24 protein-coding genes are annotated in these 22,846 nt (G+C 70.5%); 10 read left to right on the forward strand and 14 right to left on the reverse strand.

Features of this window, described 5'->3' with window-relative positions; genetic code table 11:
* Positions 1-17 precede the first annotated feature (17 nt).
* A complete protein-coding gene (locus ACLHIH_RS07190; protein WP_411316021.1) occupies positions 18-866 on the reverse strand; it encodes a nitrilase-related carbon-nitrogen hydrolase in 849 nt (282 codons plus the stop codon).
* A gap of 256 nt (positions 867-1,122) precedes the next feature.
* Here ACLHIH_RS07190 and ACLHIH_RS07195 point away from each other — a divergent pair, with 256 nt between their 5' ends.
* The 4 genes from ACLHIH_RS07195 to cofD are packed head-to-tail and all read left to right on the forward strand — an operon-like array spanning position 1,123 to position 5,006.
* Complete coding sequence (locus ACLHIH_RS07195; protein ID WP_411316022.1) at positions 1,123-2,142, forward strand: putative F420-0 ABC transporter substrate-binding protein; 1,020 nt, start codon at positions 1,123-1,125, stop codon at positions 2,140-2,142.
* Between the two features lie 7 nt (positions 2,143-2,149).
* Positions 2,150-3,199, forward strand: a complete 1,050-nt coding sequence (locus ACLHIH_RS07200) for a putative F420-0 ABC transporter permease subunit (RefSeq protein ID WP_411316023.1) — start codon at positions 2,150-2,152, stop codon at positions 3,197-3,199.
* On the forward strand, positions 3,196-4,029 hold the full coding sequence (locus tag ACLHIH_RS07205) for an ABC transporter ATP-binding protein (RefSeq protein ID WP_411316024.1): 834 nt from the start codon (positions 3,196-3,198) through the stop codon (positions 4,027-4,029). Before ACLHIH_RS07200 ends, ACLHIH_RS07205 begins: the two co-directional genes overlap by 4 nt.
* A complete protein-coding gene (gene cofD / locus ACLHIH_RS07210; protein WP_411316025.1) occupies positions 4,026-5,006 on the forward strand; it encodes a 2-phospho-L-lactate transferase in 981 nt (326 codons plus the stop codon). The genes ACLHIH_RS07205 and cofD overlap by 4 nt, the downstream gene beginning before the upstream one ends.
* Before the next feature lie 43 nt (positions 5,007-5,049).
* Here cofD and cofC read toward each other — a convergent pair whose 3' ends face one another.
* The 5 genes from cofC to cofE form a co-directional block, all read right to left on the reverse strand.
* Entirely contained in the window at positions 5,050-5,760 is a 711-nt protein-coding gene (gene cofC, locus ACLHIH_RS07215; protein WP_411316026.1) for a 2-phospho-L-lactate guanylyltransferase, read from the reverse strand.
* A complete protein-coding gene (locus ACLHIH_RS07220; RefSeq protein WP_411316027.1) occupies positions 5,757-8,072 on the reverse strand; it encodes a transglutaminaseTgpA domain-containing protein in 2,316 nt (771 codons plus the stop codon). Before ACLHIH_RS07220 ends, cofC begins: the two co-directional genes overlap by 4 nt.
* Entirely contained in the window at positions 8,062-9,390 is a 1,329-nt protein-coding gene (locus ACLHIH_RS07225; protein ID WP_411316028.1) for a DUF58 domain-containing protein, read from the reverse strand. The genes ACLHIH_RS07220 and ACLHIH_RS07225 overlap by 11 nt, the downstream gene beginning before the upstream one ends.
* 59 nt (positions 9,391-9,449) lie before the next feature.
* Positions 9,450-10,469, reverse strand: coding sequence for an AAA family ATPase (locus ACLHIH_RS07230; RefSeq protein ID WP_411316029.1), 1,020 nt, complete (start codon positions 10,467-10,469; stop codon positions 9,450-9,452).
* A gap of 73 nt (positions 10,470-10,542) precedes the next feature.
* Positions 10,543-11,340 (reverse strand): coenzyme F420-0:L-glutamate ligase, encoded by a 798-nt coding sequence (gene cofE / locus ACLHIH_RS07235; protein ID WP_411316030.1) that lies wholly within the window; start codon positions 11,338-11,340, stop codon positions 10,543-10,545.
* Between the two features lie 331 nt (positions 11,341-11,671).
* Between cofE and ACLHIH_RS07240 the strand changes: the two genes are divergently transcribed.
* Positions 11,672-12,091 carry a hypothetical protein gene (locus ACLHIH_RS07240; RefSeq protein ID WP_411316031.1) on the forward strand — a complete coding sequence of 140 codons (420 nt, stop codon included), beginning with the start codon at positions 11,672-11,674 and terminating at the stop codon, positions 12,089-12,091.
* Positions 12,092-12,153: 62 nt separating this feature from the next.
* Here the strand turns inward: ACLHIH_RS07240 and ACLHIH_RS07245 are convergent, their stop codons facing one another.
* Positions 12,154-13,161 carry a TIGR03557 family F420-dependent LLM class oxidoreductase gene (locus ACLHIH_RS07245; RefSeq protein ID WP_411316032.1) on the reverse strand — a complete coding sequence of 336 codons (1,008 nt, stop codon included), beginning with the start codon at positions 13,159-13,161 and terminating at the stop codon, positions 12,154-12,156.
* Positions 13,158-13,484: an antibiotic biosynthesis monooxygenase family protein gene (locus tag ACLHIH_RS07250; protein ID WP_411316033.1), complete on the reverse strand. Its 327-nt coding sequence runs from the start codon at positions 13,482-13,484 to the stop codon at positions 13,158-13,160. Before ACLHIH_RS07250 ends, ACLHIH_RS07245 begins: the two co-directional genes overlap by 4 nt.
* 134 nt (positions 13,485-13,618) lie before the next feature.
* Between ACLHIH_RS07250 and ACLHIH_RS07255 the strand changes: the two genes are divergently transcribed.
* Both ACLHIH_RS07255 and ACLHIH_RS07260 read left to right on the forward strand, forming a co-directional pair.
* Positions 13,619-14,110: a hypothetical protein gene (locus tag ACLHIH_RS07255; protein WP_411316034.1), complete on the forward strand. Its 492-nt coding sequence runs from the start codon at positions 13,619-13,621 to the stop codon at positions 14,108-14,110.
* A gap of 49 nt (positions 14,111-14,159) precedes the next feature.
* Positions 14,160-14,825 (forward strand): alpha/beta fold hydrolase, encoded by a 666-nt coding sequence (locus ACLHIH_RS07260; protein WP_411316035.1) that lies wholly within the window; start codon positions 14,160-14,162, stop codon positions 14,823-14,825.
* A 31-nt stretch (positions 14,826-14,856) separates the two neighbouring features.
* On the opposite strand, the gene ACLHIH_RS07265 is transcribed toward ACLHIH_RS07260, so the two are convergent.
* Together ACLHIH_RS07265 and ACLHIH_RS07270 are read right to left on the reverse strand one after the other, a co-directional pair.
* A complete protein-coding gene (locus ACLHIH_RS07265) occupies positions 14,857-15,837 on the reverse strand; it encodes an SDR family NAD(P)-dependent oxidoreductase (protein WP_411316036.1) in 981 nt (326 codons plus the stop codon).
* 5 nt (positions 15,838-15,842) lie between these two features.
* Positions 15,843-16,643 (reverse strand): SDR family NAD(P)-dependent oxidoreductase, encoded by an 801-nt coding sequence (locus ACLHIH_RS07270; protein WP_411316037.1) that lies wholly within the window; start codon positions 16,641-16,643, stop codon positions 15,843-15,845.
* A 100-nt stretch (positions 16,644-16,743) separates the two neighbouring features.
* Between ACLHIH_RS07270 and ACLHIH_RS07275 the strand changes: the two genes are divergently transcribed.
* A complete protein-coding gene (locus ACLHIH_RS07275; RefSeq protein WP_411316038.1) occupies positions 16,744-17,622 on the forward strand; it encodes a helix-turn-helix transcriptional regulator in 879 nt (292 codons plus the stop codon).
* Here the strand turns inward: ACLHIH_RS07275 and ACLHIH_RS07280 are convergent.
* Entirely contained in the window at positions 17,576-18,244 is a 669-nt protein-coding gene (locus ACLHIH_RS07280) for a DNA-binding response regulator (RefSeq protein WP_411316039.1), read from the reverse strand. The two genes, ACLHIH_RS07275 and ACLHIH_RS07280, sit on opposite strands and share 47 nt — an antisense overlap.
* Before the next feature lie 138 nt (positions 18,245-18,382).
* On the opposite strand from ACLHIH_RS07280, the gene ACLHIH_RS07285 reads away from it, so the two are divergent.
* A complete protein-coding gene (locus ACLHIH_RS07285) occupies positions 18,383-18,664 on the forward strand; it encodes a GlsB/YeaQ/YmgE family stress response membrane protein (protein WP_411316040.1) in 282 nt (93 codons plus the stop codon).
* 79 nt (positions 18,665-18,743) lie between these two features.
* Here the strand turns inward: ACLHIH_RS07285 and fgd are convergent, their stop codons facing one another.
* Positions 18,744-19,763: a glucose-6-phosphate dehydrogenase (coenzyme-F420) gene (gene fgd, locus ACLHIH_RS07290; RefSeq protein ID WP_411316041.1), complete on the reverse strand. Its 1,020-nt coding sequence runs from the start codon at positions 19,761-19,763 to the stop codon at positions 18,744-18,746.
* 49 nt (positions 19,764-19,812) lie between these two features.
* Positions 19,813-20,541 carry a hypothetical protein gene (locus ACLHIH_RS07295; protein WP_411316042.1) on the reverse strand — a complete coding sequence of 243 codons (729 nt, stop codon included), beginning with the start codon at positions 20,539-20,541 and terminating at the stop codon, positions 19,813-19,815.
* Positions 20,542-20,701: 160 nt separating this feature from the next.
* Between ACLHIH_RS07295 and ACLHIH_RS07300 the strand changes: the two genes are divergently transcribed.
* Positions 20,702-22,255 (forward strand): DUF222 domain-containing protein, encoded by a 1,554-nt coding sequence (locus ACLHIH_RS07300; protein ID WP_411316043.1) that lies wholly within the window; start codon positions 20,702-20,704, stop codon positions 22,253-22,255.
* Positions 22,256-22,274: 19 nt separating this feature from the next.
* Here ACLHIH_RS07300 and coaD read toward each other — a convergent pair whose 3' ends face one another.
* Positions 22,275-22,763, reverse strand: coding sequence for a pantetheine-phosphate adenylyltransferase (coaD, locus tag ACLHIH_RS07305; RefSeq protein WP_411316044.1), 489 nt, complete (start codon positions 22,761-22,763; stop codon positions 22,275-22,277).
* Positions 22,764-22,846: the final 83 nt, after the last annotated feature.

Consider the following 22,846-nt stretch of genomic DNA (forward strand, 5'->3'; position numbering starts at 1 on the left):
TCGTCTGGGGTTCACGGTCACGGCTTGGGGATCGACGTGTACGACTCCGGCCGGCGGTCGCGGTAGAACTGCCAGTCGTCGCGCATCTCGCGGATGAGGTCCATCTCGAGGTCGCGGATGAGGATCTCTTCGGTCGTTCCCGACCCCCGTTCTCCGACGAAGTTGCCGCGCGGGTCGATCACCTGGCTCGTGCCGTAGAAGTCGACGGCGAGCTCGCCGTACTCGTTGTCTTCGCGCCCGACCCGGTTGGGCTGGAGCACGAAGTAGCCGTTCGCGACGGCCGCCGCGGGGCCCTCGACCTCCCACAGGCGATTGGAGAGGCCGGGCTTGGTCGCGTTGGGGTTGAACACGATCTGTGCGCCGTTGAGGCCGAGCTCGCGCCATCCCTCGGGAAAGTGCCTGTCGTAGCAGATGTACAGGCCGACCGGGCCGACGGAGGTCTGGAACACCGGGTAACCCATGTTGCCGGGGCGGAAGTAGAACTTCTCCCAGAACCTGTCGAGGTGCGGGATGTGGTGCTTGCGGTACTGCCCGAGGATGCTTCCGTCGGAGTCGACGACGACGGCGGTGTTGTAGTAGACGCCGGGCATGTCCTCCTCGTAGATGGGGAGCACCATGACGAGGCCGAGCTCTTTCGCGAGGGCCGCGAACCGCTTAACGATGGGGCCGTCGGACGGCTCCGCGTACGCGTAGTACTTCTTGTCTTCGGTGATGCCGAAGTAGGGCCCGTAGAAGAGTTCTTGGAAGCAGATGATCTGCGCTCCGTCGGCCGCGGCGTCGCGGGCGAACTGCTCGTGCTTGTCGAGCATCGACTCTTTGTCGCCCGTCCACGTGGTCTGGGTGATTGCTGCGCGAACGACGGTCATCGGTGTGCCTCCTGGGGGTGCCTCGTGGGTGTCATTGTCAGCGGCTCACGTTTCGGGGTCGTTTCGATCAGTGACGCTGGCGTAAAACCTACGACCGTCGAGCGGCCGTGCATAGTGTCGCTACGCTGGGGGGAGGCCCCCGCACCCGATCTGGTGCGGCGAGTCGATCCCGGTTCTGGGGCGACAGGTCTCGCGTCTCCTGCACCGCCGTGTGCCCGGATCGCGTTCCCTCTCGCCGTCATCCAGGAGCCCGCCCATGACCCCCTCCCGCTTCCGCACCGCAGCCTCCCTCGCCGTCGTCATCGCCGCGACCGTCGCCCTCTCGGGGTGCGCGACCGCTCCCGCCTCCGATTCGGGTGAGGCCTCACCCGACGCCGCGGCGGCCGGCATCCTCGACAACTGCGGCACCGAGGTCGACACGGCGGGTGCAGCGCCCGAGCGCATCGTCACGATCAAGTCGACGACGACCGAGCTCGTTCTCGCGCTCGGTCTCGGCGACCGCATCGTCGGTGCCGCTTTTCAAGACGGGCCGGTTCCCGAGCGGTGGGCGGATGCCGCGGCAGACGTTCCGGTGATCTCCGACTTCGCGCCGAGCCAGGAGGCCGTGCTCGAACTCGAACCCGACCTCGTCTACGCGGGCTGGGAGTCGATGTTCACGGCCGAAGCGGCGGGTGACCGCGACTCTCTCGCCGGCTTCGGCGTGGGCACCTATGTGGCCCCGTCGGCGTGCAAAGACCGCGACTACATGCCCGAGAAGCTCGCCTTCGCCGACGTGTTCGACGAGATCGCCGAGGCCGGCGTGCTCCTGGGCGCCGAGGATGCCGCGACCGACCTCGTGGCCGAGCAGAGCGCCGCGCTCGACGCCGTCGAGCCCGACGACCGCGGTCTCACCGCCCTCTGGTACTCCTCCGGAACAGACACCCCTTACGTGGGCGCGGGCATCGGTGCTCCGCAGATGATCATGGAGGCCGCGGGCCTCGAGAACATCGCGTCCGACATCGACGACACCTGGAGTTCGATCGGGTGGGAGGCGATCGTCGACGCCGACCCCGATGTCATCGTGCTCGTCGACGCGAGTTGGAACACCGCCGAGAGCAAGATCGAGCTTCTCGAGTCGAATCCGGCGACCGCCGAGCTCTCGGCCGTGCGCGACGAGCGGTACCTCGTGGTGCCCTTCGCGGCGGGCGAGGCCGGGGTGCGCAACGTCGATGCCGCGGCCGACCTCGCCGATCAGCTCTCGACCGCCGCGCTGGCCGAGAGTGCGACCGAGGGCTGATCACGGCATGGCGACGATCGAGAGCGCGCGCGGCACCGCGACGCGGCGCACCGTCGCGGTCCCCGTGCTCGTCGGCGTCGCGCTCACGATCGCGCTCGTGGTGTCCGTCGGCGTCGCGGTGACGATCGGCCAGGCAGACATCCGCGTCGCCGACGTGTGGTTGTCGGTCGCGAGCAACCTCGGTCTCGGGGTGACCCCTCTCGACGCCTTGCGCGACGGCATCGTGTGGCAGTTGCGGTTGCCGCGCGTGCTCACAGCGGGTGCGGTCGGCGCGGGCCTCGCCATCGCGGGGGCGGTGATGCAAGCGGTCACACGCAATCCGCTCGCCGACCCCTACCTGCTCGGGCTCTCCTCCGGCGCCTCGCTCGGCGCCGTCGCGGTGCTCGTGCTCGGCCTCACCGTCGCCCTCCCCGGCGCCGCTTTCGTCGGAGCCATCGTCGCCCTCGTCGCGACCCTCGCGATCGCGGGCACCGGTGCGACGCTGACCCCGAGCCGCACGATCCTCGCCGGTGTCGCGGTGTCGAGCCTCGGCGCCGCCCTCACGAGTTTCGTCATCTTCTGGACCGCGACGGGAGACTCCTACCGCGAGATCATCACGTGGCTGCTCGGGTCGCTCGCGGGGGCCCGCTGGCCCGCCGTTGCGATCGCCGTGGGTGCTCTCGTCATCGTGGGCGTTCCCCTCTTGGTCGGCGGCCGCGTGCTCGACGCGTTCGCGTTCGGTGACACGTCCGCCGCCGCCCTCGGTGTCGACGTCGCGCGGATGCGCGTGCTCATGCTCGTCGGCACGGCGCTCCTCACGGGCGGGATGGTCGCGGTGAGCGGGTCGATCGGTTTCGTCGGGCTCATCCTCCCGCACGCCGTGCGCCTCGTCGTCGGTGCCCGCCACCGCGCGCTCCTGCCCCTCTCGGCGCTCACGGGGGCGATCTTCTTGATCTGGTGCGACACCCTCGCACGAACCGTATTCGACCCGCGGGAGCTGCCCGTCGGCATCGTGACCGCCGTCATCGGCGCCCCCGTCTTCGTGTGGCTGCTCGTGCGGGCGAGGGTGCGAGCGTGACGCGCCTCGAGGCGAGCGTCGTCACGGTGACCCTGGGAGGTCGGTCCGTCGTCGACGAGGTCGATCTCGAGGTGCGAGGTGGCGAGGTGACGGCGATCGTCGGACCCAACGGCGCGGGCAAGTCGACCCTCATCCGTGTGCTCGCCGGGGTCGCGCGGCCGTCGTCGGGTGACGTGCGCTGGAACGGCTCCGACTGGTTCGCCCTCGGCCGTCGTGAACGGGCCAGGTCGGCCGCGCTCGTCGAACAGGATGTGCACGCCGAACTGCCGCTCACGGTGCGCGACGCCGTGGCGCTCGGTCGCACCCCGCACCTCTCGGCCTTCGGGGCGCCCTCGCGCGACGACGCCGCGATCGTGCGTGACGCGATGCGCGACGCGGGTGTCGCGGAGTTCGCAGCTCGCCCCCTCTCGACCCTCTCGGGCGGCGAGCGGCAGCGGGTGCACCTCGCGAGGGCGCTCGCCCAGCAACCGGGGTTGCTCTTGCTCGACGAACCGACGAACCACCTCGACGTGCGCGCCCAGCTGTCGATCCTCGGTCTCGCGCGCTCGCTCGCGACAGCGGGCGGCATCGCGGTCGTCGCTGCGCTGCACGACCTCAACCTCGCGATGACGTTTGCCGACCACGTGATCGTTCTCGACCGCGGACGCGTCGTGATTTCGGGCCCGCCCCGCACGGCGCTCACGCGATCGGTCATCGAGTCAGTGTGGGGGGTCTCGGTCACGATGCTCACGCATCCGCTCTCGGGTCTCCCCGTCATCGCGTTTGACGCGGCTCCCGATGAGCCCCCGTCGGAGGCCGCACCCCGAAGCAGAACCAGGAGCACGACATGACGGCGATCACCGTTCTCGCGGGAGGGGTCGGCGGAGCGCGCTTCGTGCGCGGCCTCCGGCAGCACCTCGAGCAGCTCGATGCGATCGGCGCCGGTGGCCCGAGCTCGATCACGGTCGTCGCCAACACGGGAGACGACCTGTGGCTCGCGGGCCTGCGCGTGTGCCCCGACCTCGACTCGCTCATGTACACGCTCGCGGGCGCGAACGACGAGGTGCGCGGATGGGGCCGCGTCGGCGAGAGCGAGAGGGTGAGCGCCGAGCTCACCGCCTACGGGGTCGGCTGGCCGTGGTTCACTCTCGGCGACCTCGACCTCGCGACCCACATCGCGCGAACCTCGATGCTGCGCGACGGCCTCACCCTGAGCGAGGCGACCGAGCGGCTCACGGCTCGCTGGGATCTCGGCGTGACCCTGGTGCCCGCGACCGACGACGAGGTCGAGACGCACGTCGAGGTCGGCGACCCCGTGCGCGAACTGCACTTCGAGGAGTGGTGGGTGCGACACCGCGCCGCCCTCCCGGCCCGCCGCTTCGTGCAGCGCGGCATCGAGACCGCGGCGGCGAGCCCGAGAGCCCTCGAGGCGATCGCGGCCGCCGACGTCGTGCTCGTCGCCCCCTCGAACCCCGTCGTGTCGATCGGAACGATCCTCGAGCTCCCCGGCATGCGCGCGGCACTCTCCGCAACGGGGGCACCCGTGATCGGGGTCTCGCCGATCATCGCCGGCGCCGCCGTGCGGGGAATGGCCGACGCCTGCCTCGCCGCGATCGGCGTCGAGACGAGTGCCGCGGCGGTCGCCTCCCACTACGGCGCACGGTCGACCGGCGGGCTGATCGACGGGTGGCTCGTCGACGACGCCGATGCCGCCTCTCTGCCGGCACTCGAGGCCGCGGGCATCCGCACCGCCGCCGTTCCGCTGTGGATGACGGATGCCGCGGCGACCGCGAAGATCGCCCGCGACGCCCTCGCGCTCGCGACCTGATCTCGTCGCGGGACCCTGGTCGCGCGGCTCTCGTCGCGCGGCCCTAGTCGCGCGGTCGGTGTCGCGCGGCGTGTGCGCCGGTGCGCTCGGCGAGGGCTCGAGCGGTGTGTCGCCCTGTGCCGTGCTGCGCCGCGCGGTCGAGATCGGCCGGGGTGTCGACATCCCACCGCACGCTCGACCCGAGCGCGATGTCGAGCACCTCGTGACCCGCGTTCTCGTGCCGTGATCGCGAGTCGACACCGAATCGGGGGTCGAGGCTCTCGCCGGGTCGCGCGGTGAGGAGGGTCGTTCCCGTTCCGAGGTGGTCGGGCACGACGGCTCGCGGGTGCAGTGCCGCCGCGGCGAGCGCCGCCCCGAGGTCGGCGGGGAGGAGCGATGGGAGGTCACCCGTGAGCACCGCGACCCCCGCCTCGGGAGCGACCGCAAGCGCCGCCGCGACTCCCCCGCCGACCGCGGCGTTGAGTCCGCCTCCCGGGTCGGCGACGACGACACCCCCGATCGCGGTGACCTCCCGCGCGACGGTCGCGTCACTCGACACCACGAGAACGCGGTCGACCCCGGGCGACTCGCGAGCCGCGCTCACGGTGTCGAGCGCGAAGGCGAGGGCGAGATCGGCGACCGGGCTGTCTGGCGCCGGGCTCGCCGGCGCCGCTCCGCCACCGGCACCGCCTCCGCGACCAGCGCCGGCATCGCCGCGCAGCCTCGACTTCGCCTCGGGCAATCGTTTGACCGGGATGACGACGCTCCACCTCACGATCGGGTCGTCCGCCCGCGGTCGAACGCACGCAGGAGCGATCGGGGGAGCACCGTCGCGCGCAGGGCTCCTCCGGCTCCCGCGCTCGTGAGAAGCGCCGATCGCACGGCCGCCACGTCGCCCGGTGCGTCGCCCTCTGCGCCCGCACCGGCAGCGGCTGCCGCCGTGGCCCCGGCGAACGCGTGGCGTTCGACTCGCGCGAGAACCCTCGAGAGAGCCGGCTCCGCACTGAACAGAGCCTCCTCGATGAGCCGCGCGTTCTCGCGAGGCGTCGCGGTGTCGACGAGAGCGACGCCCGTGTCGGTCGCGTCGCGGACGACCTCCCGCCACGCCTCGACGGCGTCGCTCCGCCCGTCGCGCGCGCGACGCACGAATGCCGCGCGCTGCCCGAAGCGGATGAGGGCGGGGGCGAGTGCGAGGCCCAGAATCAGTGCCGCGACACCGACCCACGCGAGCCCACCCTGTGGCGTCTGCGCGGACTCGGTGCTCCCCGTCTCGGGCAGTGCCGAGTCGGGGTCCTGGTCGGTCTCGGGGTCGGTGCCGTCGTCGGGGTCGACGTCGGGGTCGGGCGCGTCGTCGGGCTCGTCCGGTTCGGCTTCCGCCGGGGGCGTCGCCTCGGGCACACCCTCGATGCTCACATCCGCGTAGGTCTCGAGCGCTCCCCTGCCCGGGGTCGGCTCGAACTGCACCCAGCCGATGCCGTCGAAGTAGAGCTCGGGCCACGCGTGGAGGTCGTGGGTCGACACCTCGAAGATCCCGGGCTCCTCCCCCGTCGAACCGGGCAGGAAGCCGACGACGACCCGCGCGGGGATGCCGAGCTCGCGAGCCATGACGGCCATCGCCGACGAGAAGTGCACGCAATACCCCGATCGTGCCTCGAGGAACGTCGCGATGACCTCCATCCCGGTTCCGTCGTAGCCGTTGTCCACGGGCGCGGTCTCGGAGTAGTCGAAGTCGCCGGAGCGGAAGAACTCCTGCAGGCGGATGGCCGAGGTGTAGGCACCGTCATCCCCCGCGACGGTGCGCGCGGTCTCCCCGATGACCTCGGGGAGGTCGTCGGGGAGCTCGAGGTAGTCGTCGACGTCGTCCGTGCCCGGCACGGCCGCGAGCAACTGCTCGGGGGTCGGCGTCACGCGCACGCTCGAGACGGTGTAGTCGAGACCGGTCGCGGTCTCGCCGACTCCGGATGCCGACAGCCCGCGCGGTTCGAAGAACCACTCCCCCTCGACCCCCGAGACCGACAGCGCGGGGTAGGGAAGCGGGAGCCACGGGGAGGAGAGCCGCGCGACGTCGATCGCCGTCGTCTCGGGTTCCAGAGGGACCTCGCTCTCGAGCCCCGGAATCGCCCCGAAGTCGTCGAGCGTGTTGCCCGTGTCGACGCGCGTGGGGGTCGGCGCCCACTCGTCACCCGTGAAGCGCTCGAGGGTCACGAGGCGCAGGTACTGCGCGCTGCCGCTCTCGGTCGAGTATTCGAGCACGGTGCGATCGGTCGTGCGACGCAGATCGTCGCCGAGGTTGAGCACGGGGTTGATGCCCGTCGAGAGCCCGGGGCCGAAGGCGACGGACGGCTGCACCGCAGGGAGCACGAGCGGGGTGAGGAGTGAACCGACGACCGCGACGGCGCCGATGCCGACCGCCACCCCCGGTTGCCGGGTTCCTCGCACGACCACGAGGAGCGCGAGGAACGCGGCGCTCGTGGCGACGAACGACGCGATGTCGAAGCGGCCGGGGGCGACGACGGGGGGTATCGCGAGGATGACGAGGAGCGGGACAGCCACGAAGAGGGGGCGCCTGAGGGTGATCGCGACGACGTCGCCGACCCACGCGAGGGCACCGATTCCGACCGACGCCGCGAACACGATGGCGACGTTCGCGGTCGCGGGAACCGTCTGCTCGGAGATCGACGTCTGGGCGGCATCCGCGAGCGCACGCCACACCGCGATCGTGTCGGGCGTCGGGATGATGCCGAGGATCGCGCTCCCCGGCGCGAAGAACAGAGTGGTGACGACGACGAACACGACGGCGGAGACGATCGGGGCGAGGGCGGCGACGCGGGCTCTCGCACGCGTGAGGGCGGCGGCGCCGAGCACGATGAGCACGACGAGAGACACGACCGCCCACCACGAGAGCCCGTCGAGGAGAGCACCGAGGCCGAACGCCGCCGCGAGGAACGCCCCGGCGAGAGACGCACTCGCGAGAAGTGTCGAGCGCGGTTTCTCCCGCCCTCGGCGCGCTCGCGGCCCGCCACGCACGGGGCCGCGCGCCGTCGACGATCGCCCCTCCCGGGCGGGGCTGCGGGTGTCAACGGCCATGACGCACCCCGTGGATGTCGGCGACCGCGGCCCACACGTCGACCGCGGTGTCGCCCGGCCTCACGAGCACGACCGTCCACCCCGCCCGGTCGAGCGCGGCCGTCGCGGTCTCGCGGGCGCCGTCGTCCGAACTCGCGTCGGCGATGGCATCCGGATCGACGACGCACGCGACGGCGAGCCCGAACCCCGACCGCTGCCGTTCGAGCCGGTCGAGCGTCTCCTGGTCGGGGTTGCTGACGACGGCGAACAGCGATCCCGAGCCGCGGTCGAGTCTCACGGGGGCACCGAGGGGCGAGTCGGGTGAGACCCGCCCGGTCTCGCCACTCAGCTCGATCGTCGCGAGCGAACGCAGGAACTCGGGGAGGGGCGCGACGGGCGCGAGCTGGGCCGCGCTCGACTCGACGACCTCGACCGCGAAACCGCGGTGGGCGAGGTGGATGGCGATCGACCCGGCGATCGAGAGCGCCCGCTCGAACTCGGGGCTCGACCTCGGCGTCACGGGCGCGAGCGGACCGTATCCGCTCGCCCTCGTGTCGATCACGACGCGCGCCTCGGCGTGACTGCGAGGCTCCTCCTGCCGCACCATGAGCTCGCCGTATTTGGCCGTCGCCCGCCAGTGCACGCGGCGCATCGCGTCTCCCGTGCGGTATTCGCGTGTCGAGAGGTCGTCGTCGGCCCCGCTCGCGCGGCGCACGAGCGCCGAGGCGCCCTCGCTCGCGATGACGGCGAGACCCGAATCCCTCAGGGTCTCGAGCGCGGGGGTCACGACGAGTTCGTCGAGAGGGCCCGCGGGCACCACGCGAGTCGCGAGCGCGAACGGATCGATGACGGTGACGGCGAACGGGCCGATCTCGAACACCCCGCGACTCGTCGCCTCGAGGCGATAGCGCACGTGGGCGACGCTCGGCTTCGCCGACGAGCCCCGGCGGTCGGGGCCGAGGGCGGGCAGAGCGAGGGAGCGGTCGCGATTGATCGCGCCGAACGGGCGGAAGTCGACGGCGTCGCTCGCGGCGAGAGTCGTGCGCGACGTGTTGCGCACCGTGACGTCGACCGACACGACCTGCCCGATCGCCGCGACGGCGGGCGCGAACTCCCGCACGACATCGAGCCGCACGCGCCGCGAGACCACGAGCGTGAACGCGACGGCGACGAGCACGAGCGCGAGGCCCGCGACATAGAGCAGCTCGGGCACCCCCGCCGCGAAAGCGCCGGCGGCACTCGCACCCGCCGCGACGACGAACCACCACCCGCGCGCCGTCAATCGGATGCCGTAGCCCTCCCGGCGCCGAGACGAGCGACGCACGCGCCCTGTCGTCATTCGGGCCCCGCAGTCATTCGCGCCCCGCCGTCACTCGCGCTCCCGCGCCACGAACCGCATCAGGGCGCGGTCGACGAACCGAGGGGAACCTCGACGCGCGCGACGATGCGTTCCACGACATCGTCGAGGGCGGACGCCGACGCGGGCGAGCCGCCCGACGACCTGTTGGCGGGAATGAGCCGGTGGGCGAGAACGGGAACGGCGAGGGCGTCGATGTCGTCGGGGAGCACGAACTCACGGCCGTCGAGTGCCGCTCGCGCTTTCGCGGCCCGCACGAGCTGGAGCGTCGCTCGCGGGCTCGCGCCGAGGCGCAGCGCCCGCTCGGCGCGCGTCGCCTGCGCGATCGCGACCGCATACTGCTCGACGGCTCGCGAAACGAAGACCGACCGCACGGCGGCGATCATGCCGATGAACTGGTCGGTAGAGACGACGCTGCGCACGTCGTCGAGGGGACTGTGGGTCTCGCGCTGACGCAGCATCGCGAGTTCGGCCGCCGCATCCGGATATCCCATCGACACCCGCATCATGAAGCGGTCGCGCTGCGCTTCGGGCAGAGGATAGGTGCCCTCCATCTCGACCGGGTTCTGCGTCGCGACGACGACGAACGGTGCCGCGAGCGGGTGGGTGACGCCGTCGACGGTGACCTGGCGCTCCTCCATGCTCTCGAGCAGAGCCGACTGGGTCTTCGGGCTCGCCCGGTTGATCTCGTCGCCGATGACGATGTTGGCGAACACCGGCCCGGGCTTGAACTCGAACTCGCGGGTCGCCTGGTTGAAGATCGAGACACCCGTGACATCCGACGGCAGCAGGTCGGGCGTGAACTGGATGCGCGACACCGTGCAGTCGACCGAGCGAGCGAGGGCGCGCGCGAGCATGGTCTTGCCGACGCCGGGCACATCCTCGATGAGCAGGTGTCCTTCGGCCAGGAGCACCGTGAGCGCGAGCTCGACGGGGCCGCGCTTGCCGTCGATGACCTTCTCCACGCTCGCGACGATGAGGGTGCTCAGCCGTTGGAACTCACCCGCATCCAGCACGGGCACCCGAACCGATCGGGCCGGATCGGTCTGTACGTCACTCATCGAGCTCTCCACCATCAACCGTGCTCCTTCGCGTGTTCTCGGCGCAGTCTGCCAGACGCCGGTGCGGGGGTGCTCAGAGAGCGCGATCGGGTGCGGCGTGTTCGGCGCGCTCCGCCCGCCCCGCCGCGAGTCCGGCGGCGAACCCCGCGGCGTGCGCCTCGGCGCTGCCGACCCGGAACATGTCGTTCTCGGGCGACCTCACGAGAACGCGCGCGCCGGGGAGGTCGACGTCGCCGACGAGGTGAGCGAGCCCCCGCACGATCGCGAGGGGTCGGCCCGACGCTTTGCCTTTGACGAGGTCGGCCGTCGCGGCGATCTCGTCGGCCACCGCGGGCGCGGTGACGGCGAGGGGCTTGCCCGAGGCATCCGTCGACCCGCGCAAGTCGTCGAGAACGCGCAGCCCCGCCGCTCCGATCGCCGCGTCGGTCTGCCCCTCGCGCCACGGCCTGCCGAAGGTGTCGCTCACGACGACGCCGATGTCGAACCCGAACCGCTCCCGCCACGCCGCACACAGCTCGCGCGCGGTCGCGTCGGGATCTTCGGGGAGCAGCAGCACGACGCCGTCGGGCGTGTTGCTCGCATCCACTCCCGCCGCCGCCATCACGAGACCGAGCGGGTTCTCGACGATGCGCGTGACCCCGTTCGGATGCTCGCGGCTCGCGACGAGACGCACGGTCTGGCTCGTGATCGCGTCTTCGCGATCGGCGGCGGCGACCTGACGCCCCTGCGCCTTGCTCACGATCTTGCTCGTCACCGCGACGATGTCGCCGCTCTCGATGACCGGTTCGAGCGCGTCGCCGAGGATGCGCGCGAGGTCGTCGCCCGCCTGGAACTCGGGGAGGCCGGGGATCGAGAACGCGGTGAGCTGCACTCCCCCATTGTCCCGTGTCGCGTGCGCCAGACCGCTGTGCGTGGTGGCTGACACGGGCCGAGCACGTCGCTTCGACCGGGGGGTGTGCCCATCGCCATGCTCGTCAGCGGCTTTCTGGCTTGGCAACTCCCCCAGCGCGACGACGGTTCCGCCGCCACTATCTCAGAGACGCACCCGTCAGACCTTCTTGTGAGTGATGGCCATTTCGCCCCCGGACCTGCGTCTACGGCCCGAACTCCCGAGCTCGGGAGGCGTCGCTCGGCGATGCACACCGGCATGGTGACTCGAGAGGCTCTTTCGCTGACCACCTGAGGTGAGGGATCATCGCGGTATGAGGGCTCGATTTCGCAGTGCAGGTGCGACCATCGTCGCGGTGTCGGTCATGGCGGTGCTCGCCGGATGCGTGGGAGGGACTTCTGATTTCGCCGTGCTCGAGCGAGAGCTGGGTCCTGGCGATGCCCTCCCCGACCTGCCTGGCTACGCATTCGACGACCTCGATATGTCGTCGGCACGGTTCGTGGGCGAGCATGACGGAACCGATGTCTGGCTCGCGCGGAGCGGAGATTCCGTGGTCGGGCTCGGCGTGTGTCTCATCGTGTCACCGGAGGGCGGCGACTGGCACGTCGCGTGCGGCGGGACAGGGCAGCTCGAGATCGACGGTCCCGGAGGGCGCTTCGAGGTCCGCCCCGACGACAGTCCGACGCCCGAGGGGGCCACGGCCGTCTCCGAGAACGTCTTCGCCTTCGACTGACACGCGACGAGGTCGACCTTCTCGGCGACGACTCCGAGGGCTGACAGACCGTGCGGCCAGCGCTACTTCCGCAGCGCCGGCAGCACCTCGCGCGCGAACACGTCGATCCACTCTCGCTGGTTGCGCCCCACATTGTGCAGATAGATGCGGTCGAAGCCGAGATCGACGAACTGCTGGATGTACGCGCGGTGCACGTCGGGGTCGGAGCTGATCGGCATGCGGCCCTCGAAATCGTCGGGGCGCACCATCCGCGCGATCTGCTCGAGTTCGAACGGCGAGCGGATGTCGCCCTTCGGAAAGCGGATGCCGCCGTTGGGCCACTCGGTGAGCGCGTTGCGCATCGCCTCGGTGTCGGTCGCCGCCCAGCTCACGTGCACCCGGAGCACCTTGGTCATCGTCGCGGGTTCGCGACCCACCTCGCGGGCTCCCTCCGCGAAGCGCTGCACGAGCATCGCGACCTTCTCGACCGGCGCGGCCTCGGTGATGAGCCCGTCGACGGTGCGACCGGCACGCTTCGCCGCCACGGGCCCGGCCGTCGCGACGAGGATCTCGGGTGCGACCTCGGGCATCGTCCACAGCCGCGTCGACTCGAGCTTGTAGAACTGCCCGTCGTGCCGCACGTCGCGGTGGCTGAGCCCCGACACGAACAGTTTCTTGATGATGTCGACGGCCTCGAACATCCGGTTGATGCGCTCGGGCGCCTCGGGCCAGTACTGCCCGACCACGTGCTCGTTGAGGGCCTCGCCGCTCCCGAGGCCGAGCCAGTGCCTGCCCGGATACATCGCGGCGAGAGTGGCGGATGCTTGCGCGACCATCGCCGGATGCCAGCGGAACGTCGGCGCTGTCACCCCCGTGCCGAGGTCGCCCGACGTCGTCTGACCGAGGGCGGAGAGCACGTTCCACACGAACGAGGCGTTGCCCTGGCCCGGCACCCACGGCTGGAAGTGGTCGGCGGCCATGACGCCCGTGAACCCGCGGGACTCGGCGTGCGCCGCGAACTCGAGGATCTCGTTCGGGTGGAACCGCTCGAGCATCGCGGCATAACCGATGTGCACGCCCGGAGAGGTCACCCCGCCGAACCGCCGGCGACGACGTAGGACCACAGTTCACTGCTGAGACCGACGTGCCCCTTCGGGGCGTCACCCTCCGCTGGGGTGGGGCCGCGGTGACCGTGGCCGAACGCGGGCGAATCGACCCAGGCCTGGAACGACTCGTCGTCGCTCCAGCGGGTGATGACGAGCCACGTCGTGCGATCGTCGGTCGGCTTGAGCAGTTCGAACCCCTCGAAACCGGGTTGGCCGTCGACGGCTCCGGCGCGAGCGGCGAAGCGCTGGGCAAGTTCGTCCCCGCTGTCGGCCGCAACGGTGATGGCGTTGATCTTGATGATGCTCATGGGGATCCTCCACTGGATGAATGCTTCCCTCATGCTGTCACGACGCACGGCTGCTCGAGGCGGCGCGAGTCCCAGCCTCGCTCCTCTAGCATCATCACGACCGCGCGTTCCGCTCGGCGAGACCGGAGGTGCACGTGAAGCTCACCCTGCCCTTCGACGAGGCACTCGCTCTCGCGACCTCGGGCGCCGCCCTCCCGGTCATGCTCGACGACGTGCGGTGCGAGGGCTCGACGATCCACACCGAGGTCGACCTCACGCAGATCGAGACGACCGCCTTCGCCAAGCAACTCGCGTTCGCGGCCGCGGGCACCGTCACGGTCACGGCGCGTTTTCTCGGCTTCACCTCGGGCGTCGTCTCCTTCGCGATCACCGCGCACGCGCGGGGCCTCCCCGCACACAAACTCGTGCCCTACCTCCTCGACCCGATCAACCGGGGTCTCAACGAGAGCGGCATGCCTCCCGGGCTCGTCGAACTCGAGCGGGGCGAAAGCGAGCCCGTCGTGCTCATCGACCTGCAGAAAGCCGTCGACTCGAGGATGGCCGGCATGACCATCACGGCGTTCGACCTCGCCGACTCGACCCTCGTTCTCGAGGCCGTGGTCGAGGCTGCGGTGTCTGAGCGCTAGCGGGTCGCCTTCCGTCGCGGATGTCTGCGGCCAGCGCTACATTTCCCGCATGAACATCGTCCTGATCCCCGGTTTCTGGCTCGACGGCGATTCGTGGGGCGAGGTGACGACGGTGCTCCGAGAGCACGGTCACGGTGTCACGGCCCTCACCCTCCCCGGACTCGAACGCGACGACGCGGCGAATGCGGCGAAGCCCGCGAAGCCCGCGAAGCCCGGGATCGACAGGTCTACGATCTGTCTCCGCGACCACGTCGACGCGGTCGTGGCCGCGGTCGACGCGTCAGACGTTCCGGTGGTGCTCGTCGGCCACAGCGGCGGTGGCGCCCTCGCGCACGGCGGGGTCATCAACGACGAGTTGCCCGCGGTCGACGGCGTGATCCCCCTGCCCGACTGGAGTGTCTTCGACGAGCCCGACCTGACCGACCTCGACGACGCCGCACGGGAACACTTCCGCAGCATCGCCCACCCGCAGCCGGTGCACGTCGCCACCGACGCGCTCGAGCTCCGTGACCCGAGGCGATTCGATGTGCCGGTCACCGTGATCTGCTGCGAGTTCCCCGCCGACATGCTCCGGCAGTTCATGGCCGAAGACCATCCATACACGGCCGAGCTCGCACGCATCCGCGATCGTGAGCTCGTCGACCTGCCGACGGGGCACTGGCCCCAGTTCACCAAGCCCCGTCAGCTCGCCGAGACGATTCTCGCGGCTCTGTAACTCGAGGTGCCGAAGCTCGCGGCGCTGCGGCTCACCGCCGGCTCTCGCGGGCGCGCGCCGCCTCGAGCAGGGCGAGCGACACGGTCCACAGCCGGCGCGCGGCCTCGGGGTCGAGCGCGTGCGCCACGACACCGTGGAGGCCGTCGGCGAGGTGGTCGACGACATCCGCCTCGTGGCAGTCCTCGAAGTATCGGCCGCCGACCCCCGCGAGCGTCGGCGACGTCGCCACGAACACCGATGTCGCGGCACCCTGCTCAGGTGTCTTCGCGGTGAACCCCGCCTCGGTGACCTGGCGCTTGGTGGTCTCGAGCACGGTCGGATCCCAGTGGCGTTGCAGGTTGGTCCAGATGCCGCCGGGCATCACGGCGTTGGCGGTGATGCCGTCGCCCGCCCAGCGCCGCGACGCCTCGACGGCGAAGAGCACGTTCGCCGTCTTCGACTGCCCGTAGGCGACACCGGCGTCGTACGGCCGCCTCTCGAAGAAGAGGTCGTCGAAGTCGACCGACGACGACGCGTGCCCGCTCGAGCTCACCGAAACGATGCGCGAGCCGCCGGGTCGTTCGGCGGCACCCGCGGCGAGCGCCGTGTGCAAACCGGTCGCGAGCGCGAAGTGCCCGAGGTGGTTGGTCGCGAACTGAAGCTCCCAGCCTTCGGGCGTCCGCGTCTCGGGGGCCCACATCACGCCCGCGTTGTTCACGAGGATGTGCAGCGGCCCCGCCCACGCGGCCGCGAAAGCGTCGACAGAGTGCAGATCGGCGAGATCGAGTCGCGCGACCGCGACATCCGCTTCGCGTGACGAACCGCGGATGTCGTCGGCGACCCTCTCACCCGCGGCGACGTCGCGCACGGCGAGCGTGACACTCGCGCCGGCGGCGGCGAGCGCACGCGCCGTCTCGACGCCGATGCCCGAAGCGGCACCCGTGACGATGGCGACAGCACCGCGCAGGTCGACGCCCTCGACGACGTCGGCTGCCGTGCTCGTGGCGCCGAAGGCGGCTGGGGAGGCGTCCATACCGCTCACGCTACGCCCGCCGGCCTCGTCGACGAGATGCCGCCGTCGACGTCGAGCACGACCCCGTGGATCATCGCGGCCGCGTCCGACACGAGAAAGACGACGGCGTTCGCGATGTCCTCCGGCTGCACGACGACCCCGGCGGGGGTGCTCGCGGCCATGGCGTCGAGCACGGGGCGCGCGCCCTCGTTGCCCGGGGTCAGGGTGACGCCCGGGGCGACCGCGGTCACGCGAACGCCGCGCGGCCCGAACTCGGCAGCCCACGATCTCGTGAGCTGCTCGTCTGCCGCCTTCGTCGCGGAGTACATCGCTGCGAAGGGGTTGCCGACGCGGCCCATCCACGATCCGACGGTCACGATCGCCCCCGAGCCGCGCTCGGCCATCGCCGGGGCGGTCGCCGCGACGAGCACGTGGGGTGCCCGCACGTTGACGGCGAGCATCGTGTCGAGGTCGGCATCCGCGAGTTCGGCAGTCGACGTCGCCGGGTAGATGCCCGCGTTGTTCACGAGGATGTCGACGCGACCGCCGAGCATCTCGGTGGCGTCGGCCGCGAAGGCGCGCAGCGCCGCGTAGTCACCAGCGAGGTCGACGGGAACGAAGATCGCCTCCCCGCCGGCGGCGGCGATCGACGAGACGACGGCCTCGCCGCGGGCCCGGTCACGGCCGCTCACGGCGACGAGCACCCCCTCGGCGGCGAGAGCGCGGGCGATCGCCGCGCCGATGCCGCTCGTCGAGCCGGTGACGATGGCGGTGCGCCTGTCGGGCGCCGAGGCGGTGGAGGAGGAGGGTGTGTTCGCTGATGTCATGTCTCAGGTCTAAACGGCCATCGCCGCAGCCACCAGGTCAGGCTCAACCTGGGCATGACGGGACCAGGATGCAACCGACACGGGCTCCTAGGGTGGCCGTATGACTCGTGACCGCGCCGCCCTCGGAGAGTTTCTGCGCTCGCGCCGCGATCGACTCACGCCCTCGACGGCCGGTATCGAGGCGTTCCCCGGCCCCCGCCGCGTGCCCGGACTGCGCAAAGAAGAGCTCGCCGTGCTCGCGGGGGTGAGTCCCGACTACTACAGCCGCCTCGAGCAGGGGCGTCAGGCCACCATCTCGCGGGAGGTTCTCGACTCGCTGGCCCGAGCACTGCGCCTCGACGATGTCGAGCGGGCTCACCTCCACGACCTCGCTGCGCCAGCGCGGAGGGCGCCGATGTCGACGACCACGACGCAGCACGCCGACCCCGGGCTGCTCAGACTCATGACCGCCGTCGAGCACCTCCCCGCACTTATCATCGGGCAGCGCGCCGAGGTGCTCGCGCGCAACGCCCTGCTCGCCACCGTGCTCCACGACCTCCCGGTGGGGTCGTCTCTCGCTCGGTTCATGTTTCTCGATCCCGTCGCGCGCGAGCGCATCGTCAACTGGGAGACCTTCGCGTCGACGACGGTCGCGTCGCTGCGCCGCGACCTCGCGAGGCACCCGCACGATCGCAGGCTCGCCGCCCTCGTCGACGACCTGCGGGCGGCGGATGCCGACGCCGAACGCTGGTGGAACGACCACGGTGTGCGCGACTACGCCTCGGTCGCGAAGAAGATCCGACACCCTCTCGTGGGCGAGCTCGAGTTCGACCTCGAGATCGTGACGGCACCGCACGACCCCGAGCAGCGCCTCATCGTCTACACGGCCGAACGGGGCTCCCCCACCGAGCGGATGCTGCCCGTGCTCGCGAGCTGGGACGCCGATCCGGCGCCTACGGCCCCCCGAGCCAGTGATCGATCCGGTGGTGGTCGGGCGTGAAGCCGTGCTTCACACCCCACAGCACCGCTTGGGTGCGACTGTCGGCACCGATCTTGCGATAGATGCTGCGGATGTACGACTTCACGGTGTTGGGGCTCAGATAGGTGAGTGTGGCGACATCCGCGTTGCTCTTGCCCTGCGTGATGAGCGCGAGCACCTCGGACTCGCGATCGGTGATGCCCTCCCGGCGGCCCGGCCAGTCGAGCCCGAGGTTGCTCGTCGCGCGCTTCGGGCTCTCGCTCACGACGGTCTCGCCCGCGTGCACCCGCTCGAGCGCGGCCACGAGGTCGCGGGCGGCGAGCGTCTTCGACAGGTAGCCCGTGACGCCCTGCGCGAGGGCATCGTCGATGAGTCTCTGGTCGAAGTTCCACGTGTAGACGACGACGTGGGTCGCGCGGGGGTTCGTGACGAGGGCGCGGATCTCGTCGTGGTCCGACTCCGGCTGCGCGAACGAGTCGTACATCACGATGTCGATGACGTCGTCGAGTTCGGCGTTCGCGGCGATCTCCGAGACGATCACGCGATCGCGATAGTCGTCGAACATGTGCGCGAGGCCCGTGAGCACGACGTCGTAGTCGTCGACGAGGGTCACCGTGATGGGTGTCGAACGGGGCGGGGTCATGGGATGACTATTCCACCCCGAGGGGTGTAGTGGCACACCCGAGGGGGTGGTTTCGTGGACTCACTGGTTCTCCACTGCCACTGACCCGACCTTCGGGCGTCCCCCGCGGAACCCCCTCCGCATCACGAAAGGAACACCATGCTCGGTCTCATCATCAGCATCATCGTCATCGGCCTCATCGCGGGCTTCGTCGCTCGCCTTCTCGTCCCCGGAAAGCAGAACCTCTCGGTTCCCATGACGATCCTCATCGGCATCATCGGATCGTTCGTCGGCGGGTTCCTCGGCTACCTGCTCTTCGGCGCCGACGCGACCGACGGCTTCTTCCAGCCCGCCGGCATCATCGGCTCCATCATCGGCGCGATCATCGTGCTGCTCATCTGGATCCGCGTCGGCGGCCGTCGCAGCGTCACGCGCCGCTGAACCGCCCCTCACCAGAAACGACCCGCACCTCACCGAGGCGCGGGTCGTTTCTCCGTGCCGGGGCCGACCGCCCCGCCGATCAGGCTCTCGCGCGCAACCGCGGCGCGATGTCGCGCTCGAAGAGCTCGAGAAAGCGGCGCTGGTCCTGCCCGGGGGCGTGGAACACGAGGTGGTTCATGCCGTAATCGAGATACTTGCCGATCTCGTCGACCACGGCATCGGGGTCGGAGCCGACGATCCAGCGGGAGGCGATCTTCTCGATGGGGAGGGCATCCGCGGCCCGTTCCATCTCGACGGGGTCGGTGATGTCGTGCTTCTGCTCCTTCGAGAGGGCGAGCGGCGCCCAGAAGCGCGTGTTCTCGAGCGCGGTGTCGTGATCGGTGTCATACGAGAGCTTGATCTCGATCATGCGATCGATGCTCTCGAACTCGCGCCCCACCTTGTCCGCCCCCTCTTTGACCGCGGGGATGAGCGAATCGGTGTAGAGCTCGGCGCCCTTGCCCGACGTGCAGATGAACCCGTCACCCGAACGACCGGCGTAGCGCGCGACGACAGGGCCGCCGGCCGCGATGTAGACGGGGATGCCGCCCTCGGGCCGGTCGTAGATGCTCGCGTCGTGGGTCGAGTAGTACTCGCCCTCGAAGTTGACGCGGTCCTCGGTCCACAACTGCCGCATGAGCTGCACCGCCTCGCGGAGGCGCGCGAATCGCTCCTTGAACTCGGGCCAGGTCTGCTCGCCCGCCCCGCGGAATCCGGTCGCGACCTCGTTGAGCGCCTCACCCGTTCCGACACCGAGCATGATGCGCCCCGGGTAGAGCACCCCCATCGTCGCGAACGCTTGCGCGAGAACGGCGGGGTTGTAGCGGAACGTCGGCGTCATCACGGAGGTGCCGATCTGAATGGTCTTCGTGCGCTCGCCCACCGCGGCCATCCACGAGAGCGAGAACGGTGCGTGACCGCCCTCGTGCCGCCAGGGCTGGAAGTGGTCGCTCACCGCGACGCTCTCCATGCCGTGCGCTTCGGCCGCGACCGCGATCTCGACGAGCTCGCGGGGGTCGAACTGCTCTGCCGATGCCTTGTATCCGAGTTTGAGAGTCACCCTGACAGTCTGCCGCTCCGACCACCCATCACCGCACCCTCGCGAGTATTCACTCCCCGTTCGCAGCAGTAGACCCGCGGAACACGTGCGTCATCCACCACCAGATGAGCCACCCCGCGATGCCGACGACGATGACGGAGAAGACGAGCCCGACGGCTCCGGTCGCGAGTGCCGCCGTGAGAGCCGCGGTGAGGTCGCCCTCGGGTGATCCCGCTGGCGCGGCCGACGTGGTCATGGAGCTGAACGCCGCGATCGATGCCGCGACTCCGACGAATTGAGCCACCGTCGCGCCGACGAATCCGATGACGACGAGCACCGGAAGCGAGATGCCGATCGAACTCCAGGTGACCGCCCACGGCTTGCGCACTCCTCGCCCGCGCAGGATCAGGCCGCTCGCGATCACTCCGAGAGCGACCACCGCGAACCCGACGAGGGCAGCAATGGTGAGCCACGCCCACAGGTCGATGCTGTCGACCGCTTCGGCGAACCCGTCTTGCGAGGCCGAGGCGTCTGGCGAACTCGGGAGCGACGATGACCCGGTCGAATCCATGGCCGCGCTGAGGAAGGCGACGAACGCGGCCACTCCCGCCGCAGACACGAGCAGTGAGCCACCGAGGCTGACGAGGTTGAGCCCGACGAAGCCCGCCCAGAATGCCCCGCGCTTGTGTCGTTTCGAGAGCGGTGGGCGGAGGGATGCCGGGGCGTACGGGTTCGGCACGTACGGGTTCGGCGCGGCGGGGTTCGGCACGTACGGGTTCGGCGCGGCGGGGTGCGTCATGCGCCGAAGCTTAGTGGCGTCCATCCCGCGCTCGAGCGGCGACTCGTGCGGAGGCTGTGTCATCTCCTCCCCAGCCGACAACGACTACCATTCATCCACAGCTAAAAACCCCTCTGACCGGGAGATTTCGAATGTCAGTGGCTGGTGTCACCGTGTGAGCATGAACAGACCACCCCGCACCGATCTCGCACTCGCCGTGCGTCGATCGGCGAGTGAGCTCGGGTCCGCCATCAGCGGTGCCGATGCAAACGGGCGTGGTCGCGAGGGTAAGGGCGAGGGCGACGCCGCCGCCGCTCTCGCCTCGCAATTGACGGGGCTCGACGACGGCGCGGTCGTGGCTCTGCTCCGCGACGTCGAGCACGCGGGCAGAGTCATCGACGCGCTGAGGGTTGCCGTCGCCGGCGAGCTCGCCGAGCGCTCTCGCGTCGAACTCGCCGGCGATTCCCTCGCGCGTCGTCTCGGGCACTCCACCCCGGCGCACCTCCTCGAGCAGCACACCCGGGTGTCGCCGTCCGAAGCCGCCCGTCGACTCCGCCTCGCCGCCGGCCTCCGCCCGCGGCGCGAGCTCGGTGGCCGCCTCTCGCCACCGAGCTACCCGGCCGTCGCCGAGGCGGTGGCCGAAGGAGAGGTCGGCGCCGACGCGGCGAGGGCGATCATCCGCTGCCTCGACTCGGCCTCGAGCTCAGCCGACCCCGCAGACGTCGACCGAGCGGAGCGCGCGCTCGTCGATGTCGCGCGTTCCGATTGCGCCGACCTCGTGTCAATGCACGCGCTCGCCTGGCGAGAAGCGATCGACCCCGACGGAGCGGAGCCCCGCGACGAAGACCTCCGGCAGAGGCGCGGTTTCACCCTCGGCCGCGAAACGAACGGGATGACGCGCGGCACCCTCGTGCTCGATCCGCAATCCGCCGCGCTCGTGCGTTCGATGCTGTCCCACGGCACCGACCCCGGTCGTGAGCCGCAGTTCATCGACGAAGCCGACGAGCGCACGGGAACGACGGTCACGCCCACACCCGACGGCGACCTCGTCGAGACCCTCGCCGACCCGCGCACGAGAGAACAGCGGCGCCTCGACGTTCTCATCGGAACCATCACCGCGGGACTCCGCTCCCGCGACACCGAACGCGCCGTGCCGACGGAAGCTGCGCCGACGGGAGCCGTGTCGACAGGCGCTGTGCCGAGGGGCGCCGCGACGGCCGGACCCGGGTCGCTTCGGCCGATGACCGCAGTCATGGCGGTCATCACCCTCGACGAGTTGCGCTCCGGGGTCGGCGCAGGGTGGCTCGACGACGTGACCGAACCGGTCTCGGCGCCGACGGTGCGCACGATGGCGTGCGACGCCGGGTTCCGGCCCGTGCTCGTCGGTGACGCGGGCGAGATCCTGCACTTCGGTCGCACGAGACGCCTGTTCTCCGCCGCACAACGCAAAGCCCTCGCCGTTCGCGACGGCGGGTGCGTGTGGCCGAGATGCATGGCTCCCCCGTCGTGGTGCGAAGCGCATCACGTCACCGAGTGGGAGCACGGCGGCACGACCGACATCGCCAACGGCGCCCTACTGTGCTCTGCCCATCACCATTTGCTGCACGCCTCCGCCTTCACGATGCGGATGTTCGCGGGCCGCCCCCGACTGCTCGCCCCGCCCTGGCTCGACCCCGACCAGGTGTGGAGACCCCTCGGCCGCAACCGCGCACTCATGACCGCGTTGCGGCGGTGAGACGCGCGGCGCACCGCAGCTAGCCGCGGGGCTTCTGCAGAAAATCGGCGACGGCGCGAGGAACATAGGGCGAGACATCCCCGCCGAGACCGGACACCTGACGCACGAGCGAACTCGACACGTGCGCGTGCGCGGGGTCGGGGAGCAGGAACACCGTTTCGACGCCCGCGAGGTTGCGGTTGACGATCGCCATGGGCGTCTCATACGCGACATCCACTTGCGACCGCACGCCCTTGACGAGCACGCTCGCCCCGACATCCGTGCAGTAGTCGACGAGCAGACCGACACTCCACGACGTGACCCTGATGTCGCCCGCGAAACCGGCGTCCTGGATCGCCTTCTCGATGAGCGACACACGCTGCGCGACCGGCAGGAGAGCCGTTTTGGCCGGATTGTGAACCACGAGCACGTGCAACTCGTCGAAGATTCCCGCCGCGCGTTCGATCACATCCAGGTGCCCGAGAGTCACAGGGTCGAAGGAGCCAGGGACGACAGCGATCCGGTGCATGACTCGACCCTAACCGCCCGATGTTGCCGTTCTGTGACATCCAGCCCAGCTCGCATCGGGGCAGCAGTGGTAGGCGGCGACCC

Source organism: Marisediminicola sp. LYQ134 (genome assembly GCF_046599635.1).
Lineage (GTDB): Bacteria > Actinomycetota > Actinomycetes > Actinomycetales > Microbacteriaceae > Marisediminicola.